This window comes from Caballeronia sp. GAWG1-5s-s, assembly GCF_023631445.1.
In the GTDB taxonomy this organism is placed as follows: Bacteria; Pseudomonadota; Gammaproteobacteria; order Burkholderiales; family Burkholderiaceae; genus Caballeronia.
In genome coordinates this window covers 1-15,481 of the sequence record NZ_JALQDC010000018.1, presented here as the reverse complement: position 1 = coordinate 15,481, position 15,481 = coordinate 1, and the positions used below count along the sequence as shown (strand labels likewise).

The following is a 15,481-nucleotide window of genomic DNA, read 5'->3' as shown; positions in this document are numbered from 1 at the left end:
TGTGCTCCTCCACCCGAGTTTGGGATCGCCAAAGCATGATTCGGGCCGTTGCGTCTTGTGAACGCGCAGGCCGGGACTTCAAGTTTGCCGATGCCCGCGCTTTCGAGACAGTGGTACAAACCCGTTAAAAAATCCTCACTTAGCACCAGTTTGCGTCAAAACGTTGAAGCGCGGCGGGGAACGTCGAGACGTTTGTTACAGGGTGTAAATGTGACCGATGCGCGGAACCCACGGTCGTGGCCCTGTCTAAACGGGCGCTTGCGCAGTTTCGCGCGCACGGTTTTCGAGAGCGCGGAACGGCGGGCAGCCGTACACACGCAGTCAGAAGGAGAAAAGAATGAAGCAACGCCACATCCAGAGTTTCCTGATGGTCTCGGCGGCCTTTTTCGCGATCAGCGCGCCGATGGGCGGCGCGCGGGCGAACGGCACGCCGTTCGGGGCCACGTCGGTTCCGCCCGTCGCGCAAGTGCGCACGCAGACGCCGCAGATGCGCGGCAGCGAGCGCCGCGACTCCGAGCGCAGCAACGACGAGAACGCCGCCTGAAAGCATCGCTAGGAAACGAAAGGGACATGAACGCTGCGTTCATGTCCCTTTTTTGCGCCTTTTCGGTTGTTAGGCGCTCGTGTCCTTCAACACACCGCGCCGCATCTGATCCAGTTCGATGGATTCGAACAGCGCCTTGAAGTTGCCCTCGCCGAAGCCCTGATTGCCCTTGCGCTGAATGATCTCGAAGAAGATCGGGCCGATCTGATTCTCCGTGAAGATTTGCAGCAGGATTTCGTCGCGCACGCCGTCGATCAAGATCTTGCGCTTTTTCAGTTCCGCGACCGATTCGCCGTGATTCGGCACGCGCCGGTCGACGAGTTCGTAATACGTGTCGATGGTGTCCAGCAGCGCAATGTTCGACGCGCGCAGGCCGTCGACCGTCTCGTAAATGTTGTCCGTGCCGAGCGCGATGTGCTGAATGCCTTCGCCGCGATATGCGTCGAGATATTCCTGAATCTGGCCGGCGTTTTCCGAGCCTTCTTCATTGATCGGAATGCGAATCTTGCCGCACGGCGAGGTCATCGCTTTCGACTTCACCGCCGTCACCTTGCCTTCGATATCGAAATAGCGCACCTCGCGGAAATTGAAGAGGCGCTCGTAGAACTCAGCCCATTCGATCATCCGGCCGCGATGTACGTTGTGCGTCAAATGGTCGATGTAGGTCAGTCCGTGGCCGACCGGATTCGGATTCGCGCCGGGAATCGGCTCGAAGTCGACGTCGTAAATGCTGATATCGCCGATGCTGCCCGGCTCTGCGCCGTTTTTGCCGCGCCAGCGATCCACGAAATAGATCAGCGAATCACCGATGCCCTTGATCGCCGGAATGTTCAGTTCCATCGGGCCGGTCTTGTTGTCGAAGCCCCACGCGCCGAGTTCGAGCGCGCGCTTGTACGCTTTCGCCGCGTCCGCGACGCGAAACGCGATCGCGCAGATCGACGGTCCATGCAGGCGCGCGAAACGTTGCGCGAACGAATCCGGCTCCGCATTCACGATGAAGTTGATCTCGCCCTGCCGGTACAGCGTCACGTTCTTGTGCCGATGCCGCGCGATCGCCGTGAAGCCCATCTGCTCGAATAGCTTGCCGAGCGCCACCGGATCCGGCGCGGTGTATTCGATGAATTCGAAGCCGTCGGTGCCGACGGGGTTCTCCCAGGTGGTAGCGCTCATGCGTGTCTCCCGTTTTCTATGCGGCGCTTTGCCGCGACGTGGAGAGAAGTTTAGCCAGCGAACGGCGGCAAAAACTTGCGAAAGAAATCGCGCGTTCCTAAGATGGCGCACGAAACTGCCACCGATTCGCCGAATGGAGACCGAAAATGGCCGAGCCCGAACTCGATACGATCGACCGAAGAATCCTCGCGATTCTTCAGGAAAACGGGCGCCTGTCGAATCAGGAGATCGCGGATCGCGTGAATCTTTCGCCGAGTCCGTGTTTGCGGCGAATCCGGCGGCTGGAGGAGACGGGCGTGATTCGCGGCTACGTCGCGCTGCTGGACGCGAAGAAGCTCGGTCTCGGCTTGCTGGCTTATGTGAACGTGCGGCTGGAGAAGCGCGGCGGCATGCCCGCGTCGGCCGGCACGCCGAATCCCCCGACGCACGGCGATCTTTTCCGCGAAGCCGTGCGGTCGTGGCCGGAAGTGGTGGCCTGCGACGCGATGACCGGAGAGATGGATTTCCTGCTGCGCGTGCAGGTGCGCGACATGGACCACTTCTCGCGCTTCGTGCAGGATCAACTGCTGCATCACCCTTCGGTGATCGACGTGCGTTCGAGTTTCTCGCTGGAGCGCATCAAGGAGACGACCGCGTTGCCGCTGCGTTGAGCGCATCCGGACAACGAAAAGGGCGGCCTGAGCCGCCCTTCGCATGGTGTCGCTCGCGGCGCCAACCGCGCTGCCGATGAACTCAGGCCGCGTTGGCCGTCGGCATGAACGCCCGGAACACCTGCGACGCGCGATGCGCCTGGCGCTTGATCGCGTAGTCGAACACGGCGGCTTGCTCTTGCAGCATTTCCGCCATGATGCTCGTCTGATCCGCAGGCGGCAGCGAGAGATACGCGTCAGCTTCGCCGTAGGCGTATTCGATCTTCATGCCCGATTTGCGCGCGATGTGCATCATCCGCGCGTTGCGCGACAGGCAGTGCATGTACAGCACGGAAACCTGCGTATTGCGGCTGCGCATGGCGGCGCGCTCGAACAGCTTGCTGCCGATGCCGCGACCGCGCGCGCTTTCGAGCACCGAGACGCCGAATTCGGCAGTGCGCTTCTCGCCTTCCGCCGGCAGATACGCCAGATGACCGACGCCGAGCAGTTCCAGCGAATTGCCGAACACGCCGAACACCGTGTCGTTCGTGAAGTTCAGGTTCTGAACGTAGTTTTCGATGACGTGGTCCGGCACGATCTGCCCGAAGCGGAGCAGGCGGTCGTCTTCGTCAAGCGCGAGGAAATGGGTAAGCAGGCGCTCACGATCGGCGGAGGACAACTCGCGAACGAGAACCGGCAAGCGCGCGGCGTCCGGCAGCGGCCGATCAGCGGCGGCGGCAATCTGCGGCGCGGTGCGGTTGAAGGTCAGTTCCACGGTGTTCTCCTTGTTCGTATGCTGCAAAGCAAAACGAATTTTATCCCTTCCAAGGAAAACGCGTACGGGAAAACCCTTAAAAGTAGTGGAGGAGGCGTTCTAGGTTTGCCTTTTTGTCCGCAGAATCAGGCGGTTAGATGGCAGCGGACAGAGTGACGCAGCGCAGCACAGGCTTAATCGGCGGCGAGTCCGTGCTCGATCATCTCGACGACCTGTTCGGCGAAATCGCGATAGCCGAGCTTGCCGCCCGGCTTCAGCCAGGTGAACGTCCAGTTGATCATGCCGAAGACCATCATCGTGAGCGCGGTCTGGTTCTCTTTTGTCACGCGCTTCGGATAGGCCCGGGCGAGTTGGCGCGTGAACGCCGCGACGATATCCCGCTGACGGTCGAGGACCACTTCGCGCTGCGCGTCTTCGAGATACTTCACGTCGTTCAGTAGCGCCACGTGCCGGCTATGCGACGTCTCGTATTCCGCGAGAAACGCGCGCACGAGCTCCGCGAAGGCTTCGCGCTCGCCCAGGCCGCGCCGCTGGCTCGCGCCTTCCACTTCCGCGATGATCAGCATGAGCCGCTTCGTGTAGCGGTCGAGCAGGTCGAAGAGGATCGCTTCCTTGCTCTCGTAGTAGTGATAGAGCCGCGCCTTCGAGGTGCCGCTCGCGGCGGCGAGGTCCGACATCGACGTGCTCGGATAGCTGGTCTGCGCGAATTTGGCGGCGGCGAGTTCGAGAATCTGTTCGCGTTGCGTGTCGTGGTCAGGCGCTTTGGTGCGGGCCATGTGTCGGAAGCGTTCTTTCGGCTTATTCGGCTTGAGTCGATGAGCGTCGCAATTCGGCGTGAGCCATATCCGACGGCGTGCCGCGTATTTTAAGCCGGCCCGCCGTGACCAGTTCCCGACAGCGCCAGAACGCGACGGAATCGCTCACCAGAAAATCGAAGCGCCGCGCCATCGCGCCCGCGGCGATGCGCGTTGCCGGCTGCCAATCGGACGTGGCGAGTTCGAGCAGCGTTTCATCGACATCCAGCCACGTTCCGGACACCAGCATGTTGTCGCGCAGGCGACGGTTTTCCGCGCTGGAATGCTTCGCCTCCTGCCATTCGAGCGCGAGCCGGCTGATGCGCAGCACGGAGATAGGCGCGGCTGTCGGCAGCTTCGCGAGTAGTTGCCGCGGCGAAAACATGCCGACGGACGTCGCCCGGTCCGCCCGGCGCACGGTTTCGGCATGCGCGTCCGGCGCTTCGATGGCGAGGTCGTCGAAGGTCAGTTTCGCTTCGTTCAGGCGCTGCGGCGCATTGCGCAGGAAGTACGCCACGCGCCGAAGCGTGAGTTGATCCGCCGCGCTTTGGCCGTGCCAGACGACGACCTGTCCGTCGCCGCGCGCAAGCCGTCCGAGCAGCGCAAGCTGGCTCTGCAATTGATCTTCGATATCGGCAGGCGTGTTGGACACCTGACGCCAGAACGCCGCGCGCGCGACAGGCGATTCGTCGATGTCCTGCAACGGCCCGACAGCGAGATCGTCGCGCAGCGCGATCACCTGTTCCGTGCGTTCGGCGAGCCGCAGCGCATTGGTGAGAGCGTCGGCCGCGCAGTCGCCATTGGTGACGTGAATCGTATTCATGGTGTCGGCTTGCCGGAAAGACGAAGGACCGCTCGGGAGGAGCGATCCCCAGTTTAGCCAATCCGGGAACGCGCCGGTGTGGGTTGCCGCGCGGAATCAGCGTTCGTCGAAACTCACGACCACGCGCTCGCTCACCGGATGACACTGGCACGTCAGCACGAAGCCGTCGTCGATTTCGTGCTGCTCCAGCGTGTAGTTCTTGTCCATTTTGACTTCGCCTTCCAGCACTTTCGCGCGACACGTGCAGCAGACGCCGCCCTTGCACGCGTACGGCAGCGCGAGTCCCGCTTTCAGGCCGACGTCGAGCACGCTCACGCCTTCATACGGCAGCCGCAGCTTGCGCTTTTTCCCGTCGATGACAAGTTCCAGATCGGCCGCAGGCGTGTTCTCGGTGATCTCGATTTGCGGCGCGCCCGCCTGCGGCAACGGCGTGCCGAACCGTTCGACGTGAATGCGCTCCGGCGCGACGCCCGCTTCCTTCAGCGCGGCTTCGGCGGCGTCCATCATCGGGCCGGGGCCGCAAATGAACGCTTCGTCGATTTCGCCGGGCGGCAGGAGCGATTCGAGAAACGCCTTGCACTTGGCCTTGTCGAGCACGCCGTTAAAAAGCTCGACGTCCTGCAAATCGTCGGACAACACGTGATACAGCGAGAACCGGCTCATGTAGCGGTTCTTCAGGTCTTCCAGTTCCTCGGCGAACATGATCGCGTCCACGCTGCGGTTGCCGTAGACGAGCGTGAAGCGGCTCGTCGGCTCCATGTCGAGCGTGGTCTTGATGATCGCCAGCACCGGCGTGATGCCCGAGCCGCCGGAAAACGCGACATAATGCTTCGCATGATCCGCGTTCAGATGCGTGAAGAAGCGGCCGTCGGGCGTCATCACGTCGATTTCGTGGCCGGGCTTGAGCGTGTCGAACGCAAAGTTCGAGAAGCGCCCGCCGCGCACGCGCTTGATGCCGATGCGCAGTTCGCCGTCGCGGTCGTAATCTGTCACGCCGACGCAGATGGAATACGAGCGGCGCGTTTCTTCGCCGTCGATATGCGTCTTCAGCGTCACGAACTGGCCCTGCGTGAAACGAAACGCGTCGCGCAGTTCCGGTGGCACGTCGAAGGACACGGTGACCGCGTCGGCCGTCTCGGGGCGCACGTCGCGGATACGCAGCGGGTGAAATTGCGGAGTCGCCATAAGAGTCGTGTCGTGGAGAGGTCAGTACGGCTTGAAGTAATCGAACGGCTCGCGGCAATCGAGGCAGCGATAGAGCGCCTTGCACGCCGTCGAGCCGAATTGCGCGAGCGTCTCCGTGTGCGTGGAGCCGCAGCGCGGACAGGCGATGACTTCCTTCTTGTACGGCACGAACCGCATCGGCTTTTCCGTGCTGCTGCACGCGCCTGCCGGCGGCGCGATGCCGTAGCGGCGCAGCTTGTCGCGCGCTTCGTCCGTGATCCAGTCGGTGGTCCAGGCCGGCGCGAGCACCGTTTCCACGCGATGCGCGCCGAGTTGCGCGCGCTCGATAGCCTCGGCGATGTCCTCAGCGATCTGCGACATCGCTGGGCAGCCGGAGTACGTCGGCGTGATGACGACTTCGAGCACGCCGTCGTCGCCGTGGCGCACGTCGCGCAGAATGCCGAGTTCGCGGATCGACACCACCGGAATTTCCGGGTCCGGCACGGCTTCAAGCACGGACCACGCGCGTTCTATCGTCGCGTCCATGATTACCAGCTCGCGCCCGGATGCTGCCGCGCGAGGCTTTGCATTTCCGCGAGCAAATAGCCCATGTGCTCGGAATGCTCGCCGAGCTTGCCCGTGCTGACGTGCTTGACCTCGGCGGGCGCTTGCAGCGTGGCTTCGTCGAGCGCGGCTTGCACGTCGTCGCGCCAGACGGCTTCGAAATCGCTCGCGAGCGGCGCGATGCCGGCTTCGGCCACTGCGCGCTCGATCGCGTCCGGGTGAAAGAACTCGCGCGTGTACGGCATCAGATAGTCGAGCGCCGCTTGCGCCCGGCGATGCGATTCCTCGGTGCCGTCGCCGAAACGCACGAGCCAGTCGCGGGCGTGATGCACGTGATACCGCGTTTCCTTGATCGACTTCGCCGCGATCGCCGCGAGCTGCGTGTCCGACGAAGCCTGAAGCGCAGTCCAGACGTGGGCCATGAAAGCCGAGTACAGGAAGTTGCGCACGATCGTCACGGCGTAATCGCGCTCGGTGCGCGCCGTGCCCGCGAGCGGGCCGAAGTGCGGCAACTCCACCAGCGTGTAGTTCGCGAATTCGCGTTCCGTGCGGAAATACGCGTAGTCGTCTTCGGTCTTCGCCTCGCCCGTCAACGCCGACTCGAGCGTCGCCGCATGCGAATACAGCAGCCGCGCCTGCCCGATCAGATCGAGACTGATGTTCGCCAGCGCAATGTCCTCTTCCAGCGCGGGCCCGTGGCTGCACCATTCGGCGTTGCGCTGACCGAGAATCAGCGCGTTATCGGCGAGGCGCAGCACATAAGCGAGGTGTTCGGTGCTCATGTCGCGCGCTCACATATGGTTGATTTCGTCGGGCAGCACGAAAAACGTCGGATGCCGGTAGATCTTGTCGCCTGCCGGTTCGAAGAATTCGCCCTTGTCCGCCGGGTCGGACGCCGTGATTGCCGACGACGGCACAACCCAAATGCTCACGCCTTCCTGGCGCCGCGTGTAGACGTCGCGCGCCATGCGCAGCGCGGTCGCGGCGTCGGCGGCGTGCAGGCTGCCGCAATGCTTGTGATCCAGTCCCTGCTTGCTGCGCACGAAGACTTCCCAGATCGGCCATTCCTTGCTCATATTCGATGTCTCCCGTTCAGGCGGCTTGCTTGTGCGCGCGCGCCTTCTGTTTTTCGGCGTAGGCGAGCGCGGCTTCGCGGACCCAAGCGCCCTCGTCGTGCGCCTTCACGCGCGTGGCGAGACGCTCTTTGTTGCACGGACCGTCGCCGTTGACGACGCGCCAGAATTCTTCCCAGTCGATCTCGCCGTAGTCGTGCGCGCCGCGCGCCGCGTTCCACTTGAGGTCGGGATCGGGCAGCGTGACGCCGAGAATCTTGGCCTGCTCGACGGTGGCATCCACGAACTTCTGGCGCAGGTCGTCGTTCGAAATGCGCTTGATGCCCCACGCGAACGACTGCCCGCTGTGGATCGAATCCTTGTCGCTCGGGCCGAACATCATCAGCACCGGCCACCACCAGCGGTTCACCGCCTGCTGCACGAGGTCCTTCTGCGCCTGCGTGCCTTTCATCATGGCGAGCAGCGCGTCGAAACCTTGGCGTTGGTGAAACGACTCCTCTTTGCAGATGCGGATCATCGCGCGGGCGTACGGTCCGTACGTGCAGCGGCAGAGCGGAATCTGGTTCATGATCGCGGCGCCGTCGACCAGCCAGCCGATCACGCCGACATCGGCCCACGTGGGCGTCGGATAGTTGAAAATGCTCGAATATTTGGCCTTGCCCGCGTGCAGCGCGGCGACGAGTTGGTCGCGCGAGACGCCGAGCGTTTCGGCGGCGCTATATAGATAGAGGCCGTGGCCGCCTTCGTCCTGCACCTTCGCGAGCAGAATCGCCTTGCGCTTGAGACTCGGCGCGCGGCTGATCCAGTTGCCCTCCGGCTGCATGCCGATGATTTCCGAATGCGCGTGCTGCGAAATCTGCCGGATGAGCGTTTTGCGGTAGGCCTCGGGCATCCAGTCCTGCGGCTCGATTTTGCCGTCGGCTTGCATGACCGCGTCGAAGCGTTGCTGCTGCGCGGAGGCGTCGACGGGCGCGTCGGGCGCGGTCGGCTGGCCGGGGAGGTCGAGAGATTGGGTGTACATGGCGGACACTCGCTCGTAGGAAAGTCGCTGTGCGCCGATTATAAACCGACCGGCCGGTCGGTGAATCGCATTTTTCGGGATAGGCGGGTTTTTCCTGAGGCGATCAAGCGGCGCGGCCGTTTTCGGGCGCACCGCTTCGTTGAATGTGGATTTATCCCGTGGTGTTCGCCATATCGGACGCCAACGCGGTTGGCCGATGCATCGAGGCGCGAAAAAAAAGCGGCGCGGCCGTTTCGGGGCGCACCGCTTCCTTATGGCCGGATTGCTCCGAGCGCGTTACTCGACGCGTTCTCCCTCGAAATCTTCGGCGTCCACGTCATAGCCCGACGGTTCCCAGCGCACCGCCATCTATGGGCGCGTTGTCCCTCGAAGCTAACGCGGTCAGCCGATGCATCGAGGCATTACAAAAAAGCGGCGCGGCCGTTTCCGGTCGCACCGCTTCTTAACGGCCAGATTGCTCCGAACGCGTCACTCGACGCGTTGTCCCTCGAAGTGTTCGGCGTCCACGTTATAGCCCGACGGTTCCCAGCGCATCGCCATCTATGGGCGCGTTGTCCCTTGAAGCTAACGCGGTTGGCCGATGCATCGATGCGCTAAAAAAAACGGCGCGGCCGTTCCCGGTCGCACCGCTTTTTCATAGCCAGATTGCTCCGAGCCCGTTACTCGACGCGTTGTCCCTCGAAGTCTTCGGCGTCCACGTCATAGCCCGACGGTTCCCAGCGCACCGCCATCAGCGCGACAAGCCCGGCGAGCGGCGCCACCGCGATGATCCAGAACACTTTCGTTCCGAGCGCCGCCGACAGCACCGGAAACAAGAAGAGCGAAACGGTCGAACTGGCGCGCATCAACGTCTGATTGAAGCCGACACCCACGCCGCGCAGCGACGTCGGATAGCTCAGCGAGGCGAACGTCATGCTGTGCGAGCCCGGCCCGACGCCTTGCCCGAGCAGGAAAGCGGCGAGCAGCGCGATCGCGATGACGACCTGCGCACCCGTCGCTGGTTTGCCGACCACCGCCAGCCCGACCAGCGCCACGAGCTGGAACGCGTAGCCGACGACCGTCAGCTTCCACGCGCCGAACTTCGGCACGGTGCGCACTGCGAACAGCCCGCCGGCAAACGCGAAGCAGAGATTCAGCGCGAGCGAGGCGAGAATCGTCGTGAGCATCGACTGCGCGAGGAAACTCGAGATGATGACCGGCAGACCGAACGCCACCGCGTTGTACGCGAAGGACGACGCAATCGCGATGACCGTCGCCAGCACTGTGCGCCGCAGATACACGCCGCGCAGCAGCGCGCCGTAGTTGCTCCACGTCGCGCCGCGCGGTTTCGCCGCTTTCGATTCCGCGAGCGCGTCCGGATCGACGCGTGCATCGACGCCATACGAGCGTTTCAGGATCGCGGCGGCGGCCGGCAGATCGCCCTGATTCGCGGCCCAGACGGGCGATTCGCTCATATAGCGGCTGCGAATGGCGATGATTGCGATGGCCGGCACCGCGCCGAAGCCGAGAATCAGCCGCCAGAGCCAGCCCGCGTTATGCGCGGGCAGCGCTGCGTACAGACCGAGCACGAGCAAGTACGAAATGCTGATGGCGGCGTACCACGTCGGGCACCACATCGCGACGCGAGCGGCCTTGTTCCCGCGCCCTTGCAGCCGCGAGAATTCCGCGAGGAACGCCATCGCGACGGGCAAGTCGATGCCGACGCCGAGCCCCATCACGAAGCGCGCTCCGCCCAACACCCAGGCGTTCGGCGCGAGCGCGCAGGCGATCGCGGCGACGACGAAAAAGAACATGTCGGCCATGAAGACGCGGTAGCGGCCGATCTTGTCAGTGAGATAGCCGCCGAAGAACGCGCCGATGATCGCGCCGAACGTGATCGCCGAGGCGACGAAACCGGTTCCGGTCGGCGTCAGCGAAAACTCGCGGGCGATGTCCTTGACGCCGAATGCCAGCGCGCCGAGGTCATAGGCATCGAGGAAGATGCCGCCGAGCGCGATGGCGACGACGATGCGCGCATCGCTGCCGATGGCCGCGCCGCGATTGACGAGATTCGAGACGTCGGCGGCGCTGCGAATGACGGGACGCGCATCGGCGGCGCCGGCCCGGGAAGGTGTTCGCTCGGGCGCGATAGATACGGACATGATCGACGGAATGTAGAAAATTTGTGGACGCAAGGAATCGCCGGATCGTATCCGGCTGGCGGGCGGCGACCAAATTCTTTTTTGTTATTTAATGACTTACGGCCGGGCGCACGCCTTCGTCCGCCAGCCAACGAACGCGATGCGACAATGTCGCTCCTCGTTTACTCGTTTACTCGTTTCCTCGCGACCTGGCATGACCTCAGTTGAAAACATCGAATCCGTGCAAGTCGCGGTCGTCGGCGGCGGACCGGCCGGGCTCATGGCGGCGGAGGCGCTCGCGGCCGGCGGCGCGAGCGTCGATGTGTTCGACGCGATGCCGTCGGTCGGACGCAAGTTCCTGATGGCGGGCAAGGGCGGGATGAATCTGACGCATTCCGAGCCTGCCGACGCGTTCATCGCGCGCTACGGCAAGCGTCGCGCGGACATTGCGCCGCTGCTCGCGCGCTTCGACGCCGCCGCGTTGCGCGAGTGGGTGCACGGGCTGGGCGTGGAAACCTTCGTGGGAAGCTCGGGCCGCGTGTTTCCGACGGACATGAAAGCCGCGCCGATGCTGCGGGCGTGGCTGCATCGGCTGCGCGCGTCGGGTGTTCGGCTGCATATGCGGCATCGCTGGCTCGGCTGGACCGACGCGGGCGTGGGCGAATCGCGGTTCGCGACGCCCGATGGCGAAAAGCGCGTGCGCCACGATGCGCTCGTGCTGGCGGTCGGCGGCGCGAGCTGGCCGCAACTCGGCTCGGACGGCAGCGCGATGACGCATCTGGCGGCGCGGGGCGTCGACGTGCGGCCGTTTCTGCCGTCGAATTGCGGTTTCGACGTGGACTGGTCGCCGCATTTTCGCGAACGCTTCGCGGGCGAGCCGCTGAAGTCGGTCGCGATCGGGCTGGAACGGGCGGACGGCGCGGTGGACTGGCGGGTCGGGGAATGCTTGCTGACCGAGCATGGCATCGAAGGCAGTCTGATCTACGCGTTGTCGGCGCAGATCCGCGATCGTCTGATGGAGCAAGGCGACGCCGGCGCGCGCATTCTCGTCGATCTCCTTCCGCAGCTGTCGGCCGGGCGCGTCCGGGACGAGGTGCGGCATCCGCGCGGCGCTCGGTCTCTGTCGAGTCATTTGCAGAGCCGGCTGCATCTGGCGGGCGCGAAGGCCGGCCTGTTGCGCGAATGTCTGACGAAAGAGGAATTCGCCGACCTCGACACGCTCGCCGCGTGCATCAAGGCGCTGCCGCTGCGCGTGCGACGTCCGCGGCCGATTGCGGAAGTGATCAGCAGCGCAGGCGGCGTCGCGTTCGAATCGCTCGATCAGCGCTCGATGCTCACCGCGCTGCCCGGCGTATTCGCCGCGGGCGAAATGCTGGACTGGGAAGCGCCGACCGGCGGTTATCTGTTGACGGCGTGCTTTGCGAGCGGGCTCGTCGCGGGGAAGGGCGCGCTTGCGTGGCTTCGCGAGCGAGCGTGACTAGCGGACGCGAGCATGCGCTGCGAGGTGGACGATCAACGTTCGGGCGGTGAAGTGGCTTCTGACGCTCGTTCGGCAACGGCCGCAATGCGTCGAGCCACGTGCAAGAAGCTGCCGGATTTCTGGCGTCGAACCGTCGCGATTCGCCTCCGAGGAACGCAATCTAGCGTCGCGCAGGACCAAGCGCTCGCCGGATGCAACGAGGCCAAGCCGCAAGCGTCATTCAGTAACAAGCCGAATCCCGGCAACCCCGCGCCTCACGCCGCAACCAGCCGCCAAAGCGACGTCACTTCCGCCGATCGCGCCGCGTGCAGCGGGTCCGACTTATCCGTCGCGCGCGGATGATGCGGTTTCACGTCGATGCGGCCATCGACCTTCAACCCGGCAGCGTCAATCCATTCCTGAAGCTGAGCACGCGTGCGCAGCCCGAGATGCTCGGCAAAGTCGGACAAAATGAGCCAGCCTTCTCCGCCGGGCGTCAGATGCGCGGCGAGGCCGCCGAGAAAACCGCGCAGCATGCGGCTTTCCGGATCATAGATTGCGTGTTCGATTGCCGAACTCGGGCGCGCCGGCAGCCACGGCGGATTGCACACGACGAGCGGCGCGCGTCCTTCCGGGAAGAGATCGGCCTCGACGACCTGCACCTGCTTGCGCAGCCCGAGCCGGTCGATGTTCTCTCGAGCGCAGGCGAGAGCGCGCGCATCGACATCCGTGGCCACGACGCGCTCCACGCCGCGCCGCGCCAGCACCGCCGCGAGCACGCCGGTACCGGTGCCGACGTCGAACGCGAGCGATGTCGACGGCAACGGCTGATTCGCGATCAGATCGATGTACTCGCCGCGCACCGGCGAAAAGACGCCGTAGTACGGATGAATGCGGCCGCCCGTCGCCTTGATCTCGACGCCCTTCTTGCGCCACTCGTGCGCGCCGATCAGACCGAGGACCTCGCGCAACGAGACCACGGACGGCTCCTGCGGCGGGCCGTACGCTTCCTCGCACGCTTCGCGCACGTCCGGCGCGCGGCGCAGTGGGATGACGTACTGCTCGTCGAGCGGAAGCACGAGCATCGCGAGGGTGCGCGCCCGCTGCGACTGCGCGAGACGGTGCAGGTTGAAGGTATCGATCGGGGACAGCGGTTTGTCTTTGTCCGACGCCGCTTTCTTTGCCTTGCGCGGCTTGTTGTCGATGCGCCGGGCCATCGCCTGCAGGAGCTGCCGCGCGTTCTGGAAATCGCCGCGCCAGAGAATGGCCGTGCCCTCGCAGGCGAGGCGGTAGGCGTGATCCGCGGTCATTTGATCGTGACCGATGACGAGACGCTTCGGCGGCTGATTACCGCTTTCGGAGCGCCAGCGAGCAGAACGGCTTTCGCCGTCCTCTTCCCAATGGAGTCGGGGCGTGGAGCTTTCGGGTTGCATAGAGGTACGTCGTGAAAAGGATTGGCTGCATTGTGAGGCCAATCGATGCGGGCGGGTCGGTGACGCGCGTTTTCTTCCCGATTCGGCGGCGCGTTCGCTGTGACGATCGGGCACAATTTAGATCTTTTCCGAACGCCACCGCCGAATGAAGCCCAAGTATCTCGCCGCACTGTGCGCGGCCGCGCTTGCTTTCCCGTTCACCGCCGCGTCGCTTGCGGTTGCCGCCGAGACGGCCGGATCGCCCGCCAACGACCATTGGGTCAGCGCCTGGGGCACGGCGCTTCAATCGATTCCGCAACTCGCGAATCTGCCGCCGCTTTATCGCGCGCCGGAAGTCGGGGGCCGAACCGTCCGGCAAGTGATCTATCCGCAGCTTACCGGCAAGCAAATGCGCTTGCGCATCAGCAACGTGTATGGAACCGCGCCGCTCGTTGTCGAGTCGATGAGCGTTGCGCGTGCCGTCAGCGGTAGCAGCCCCGCGATACAGGGCGCCAGCGCCCGGCACGTGCTATTCGCCGGCAACAAGACGGTGACGGTCGCGCCGGGCGGGCAAGCCACGAGTGATCCGCTCGCGTTCGACGTGGCAGCCGGTCAGCCGCTCGCGGTCAGCATGTTCATCGGGAAAGAACAGAAACTCGTCGCGTGGCATCGCGTTGCAAGCCAGGTCAATTACGTTTCGACGCCCGGAGACCGCACGGACGACGCTTCTCCCGCAGCCTTCCGGACTCGCTTCACGCAGTATGCGTGGCTGACGAACGTGTCAGTGGAGAATCCGACGGCGCGGGCAGTCGTCGCGATCGGGGATTCCATTACCGACGGCATGCGCTCGACGCTGAACGCCAATCGGCGCTGGCCGGACGCTCTCGCACGCGAAATCGCTCAGAAAAACGGCGGGCAGGCGGCGGTCGTCAATGTGGGCATCAGCGGAAACCGGCTGCTCAGCAATTCGCCTTGCTATGGCGAGGCGCTGGTGAGCCGCTTCGATCGCGACGCGCTGCGGCAGCCGGGCGTGCGCGCGGTGATCGTGCTGATCGGCATCAACGACATTAATTTCGCTGCGATGCCGGCGCACGGCGGCCTCGACTGCGATGCGCCGCATACCGAGGTCAACGCCGACGCGCTGCTGCGGGGATATCAACGACTCATCGCGCAGGCGCACCAGCGCGGGCTGAAGATCTACGGCGCGACGCTCACGCCGGCGTCGCTGCCACCGGAGCGCGAGGCGATTCGCACGGCGGTCAATACGTCCCTCCGCGCGAGCCGGGCGTTCGATGGCGTCATCGACTTCGATCAGGCGCTGCGCGATCCGTCCCGGCCGAGCGCGCTGCAGCGGCGTTTCGACAGTGGCGATCACATTCACCCGAGCGACGCCGGATACGCCGCGATGGCGGCTGCGGTGCCCCTGGACGTCGTCCTCGGGACGGCGAAATAGGCGTCCGGGAATGGTCCGCAAAAAATCTCGCGTCATCACCTTGTCATTGGCGTTTGCTTGGCCTAGAATTCCGCTCCTCGTCGCAAGATGAGCGCCGCCAAAGAAACAGGCGGTCTCCGAAGTCCTCAGTTTTGAAAGCGAAAGCAGAAAAAAGCTGTTGACAAGGAGAAAAAGATTCTTCATAATCTCGTTTCTCTGCTGCTGATGCAGCGACGCAAGACGAAGCGGTGCCGAGCAAAGTGCTCGATGGCGAAGTGGAAAGTCTTGGCGGATTGCTCTTTAAAAACTAACAGCCGATAAGTGTGGGCGCTTGATGGTGGAGTGCGGCCGGTTCTGCGGAATTGGTCAAGCAAAAGTATCAAGAGTCTCACGCGAAGTATCAGAGGAAGGTTTATCTGTCGAGAGACGGATTAATCATCGTCAGTACGTTGAGTGAGCGACCGGTTGGTAAAACAACCGAAAACAGTAACAGGCATTGAA

15 protein-coding genes are annotated in these 15,481 nt (G+C 64.0%); 4 read left to right on the top strand and 11 right to left on the bottom strand.

Annotated features, from left to right (window positions below):
* Positions 1-337: 337 nt before the first annotated feature.
* Positions 338-544, top strand: a complete 207-nt coding sequence (locus NCR34_RS13050) for a hypothetical protein (protein WP_248320652.1) — start codon at positions 338-340, stop codon at positions 542-544.
* Between the two features lie 69 nt (positions 545-613).
* Here NCR34_RS13050 and hppD read toward each other — a convergent pair whose 3' ends face one another.
* Positions 614-1,714 carry a 4-hydroxyphenylpyruvate dioxygenase gene (hppD, locus tag NCR34_RS13045; RefSeq protein WP_248320651.1) on the bottom strand — a complete coding sequence of 367 codons (1,101 nt, stop codon included), beginning with the start codon at positions 1,712-1,714 and terminating at the stop codon, positions 614-616.
* Between the two features lie 146 nt (positions 1,715-1,860).
* Here hppD and NCR34_RS13040 point away from each other — a divergent pair, with 146 nt between their 5' ends.
* Positions 1,861-2,364 (top strand): Lrp/AsnC family transcriptional regulator, encoded by a 504-nt coding sequence (locus NCR34_RS13040; protein WP_175938279.1) that lies wholly within the window; start codon positions 1,861-1,863, stop codon positions 2,362-2,364.
* Between the two features lie 82 nt (positions 2,365-2,446).
* On the opposite strand, the gene NCR34_RS13035 is transcribed toward NCR34_RS13040, so the two are convergent.
* The 9 genes from NCR34_RS13035 to NCR34_RS12995 form a co-directional block, all read right to left on the bottom strand.
* Positions 2,447-3,112, bottom strand: a complete 666-nt coding sequence (locus NCR34_RS13035) for a GNAT family N-acetyltransferase (protein ID WP_371747420.1) — start codon at positions 3,110-3,112, stop codon at positions 2,447-2,449.
* A 179-nt stretch (positions 3,113-3,291) separates the two neighbouring features.
* Positions 3,292-3,894 (bottom strand): TetR/AcrR family transcriptional regulator, encoded by a 603-nt coding sequence (locus tag NCR34_RS13030; RefSeq protein WP_206467158.1) that lies wholly within the window; start codon positions 3,892-3,894, stop codon positions 3,292-3,294.
* 22 nt (positions 3,895-3,916) lie between these two features.
* Entirely contained in the window at positions 3,917-4,735 is an 819-nt protein-coding gene (locus NCR34_RS13025; protein ID WP_248320650.1) for a DUF1835 domain-containing protein, read from the bottom strand.
* Between the two features lie 96 nt (positions 4,736-4,831).
* The gene (gene paaE / locus NCR34_RS13020; RefSeq protein WP_248320649.1) at positions 4,832-5,920 is read right to left on the bottom strand and encodes a 1,2-phenylacetyl-CoA epoxidase subunit PaaE; all 1,089 of its coding nucleotides are present in this window, start codon (positions 5,918-5,920) and stop codon (positions 4,832-4,834) included.
* Positions 5,921-5,941: 21 nt separating this feature from the next.
* Positions 5,942-6,445, bottom strand: coding sequence for a 1,2-phenylacetyl-CoA epoxidase subunit PaaD (gene paaD, locus NCR34_RS13015; RefSeq protein WP_248320648.1), 504 nt, complete (start codon positions 6,443-6,445; stop codon positions 5,942-5,944).
* Positions 6,446-6,447: 2 nt separating this feature from the next.
* A complete protein-coding gene (paaC, locus tag NCR34_RS13010; RefSeq protein ID WP_248320647.1) occupies positions 6,448-7,245 on the bottom strand; it encodes a 1,2-phenylacetyl-CoA epoxidase subunit PaaC in 798 nt (265 codons plus the stop codon).
* 9 nt (positions 7,246-7,254) lie between these two features.
* On the bottom strand, positions 7,255-7,539 hold the full coding sequence (gene paaB / locus NCR34_RS13005; RefSeq protein WP_159837210.1) for a 1,2-phenylacetyl-CoA epoxidase subunit PaaB: 285 nt from the start codon (positions 7,537-7,539) through the stop codon (positions 7,255-7,257).
* A 16-nt stretch (positions 7,540-7,555) separates the two neighbouring features.
* A complete protein-coding gene (gene paaA, locus NCR34_RS13000; RefSeq protein WP_248320646.1) occupies positions 7,556-8,557 on the bottom strand; it encodes a 1,2-phenylacetyl-CoA epoxidase subunit PaaA in 1,002 nt (333 codons plus the stop codon).
* 659 nt (positions 8,558-9,216) lie between these two features.
* The gene (locus NCR34_RS12995) at positions 9,217-10,698 is read right to left on the bottom strand and encodes an MFS transporter (protein ID WP_248322353.1); all 1,482 of its coding nucleotides are present in this window, start codon (positions 10,696-10,698) and stop codon (positions 9,217-9,219) included.
* Positions 10,699-10,891: 193 nt separating this feature from the next.
* Between NCR34_RS12995 and NCR34_RS12990 the strand changes: the two genes are divergently transcribed.
* Positions 10,892-12,154, top strand: coding sequence for a TIGR03862 family flavoprotein (locus NCR34_RS12990; RefSeq protein ID WP_248320645.1), 1,263 nt, complete (start codon positions 10,892-10,894; stop codon positions 12,152-12,154).
* Positions 12,155-12,411: 257 nt separating this feature from the next.
* On the opposite strand, the gene NCR34_RS12985 is transcribed toward NCR34_RS12990, so the two are convergent.
* Entirely contained in the window at positions 12,412-13,569 is a 1,158-nt protein-coding gene (locus NCR34_RS12985) for a methyltransferase (RefSeq protein ID WP_248320644.1), read from the bottom strand.
* Positions 13,570-13,714: 145 nt separating this feature from the next.
* Between NCR34_RS12985 and NCR34_RS12980 the strand changes: the two genes are divergently transcribed.
* Positions 13,715-15,001 carry an SGNH/GDSL hydrolase family protein gene (locus NCR34_RS12980; protein WP_248320643.1) on the top strand — a complete coding sequence of 429 codons (1,287 nt, stop codon included), beginning with the start codon at positions 13,715-13,717 and terminating at the stop codon, positions 14,999-15,001.
* The last annotated feature ends 480 nt before the right edge of the window (positions 15,002-15,481 follow it).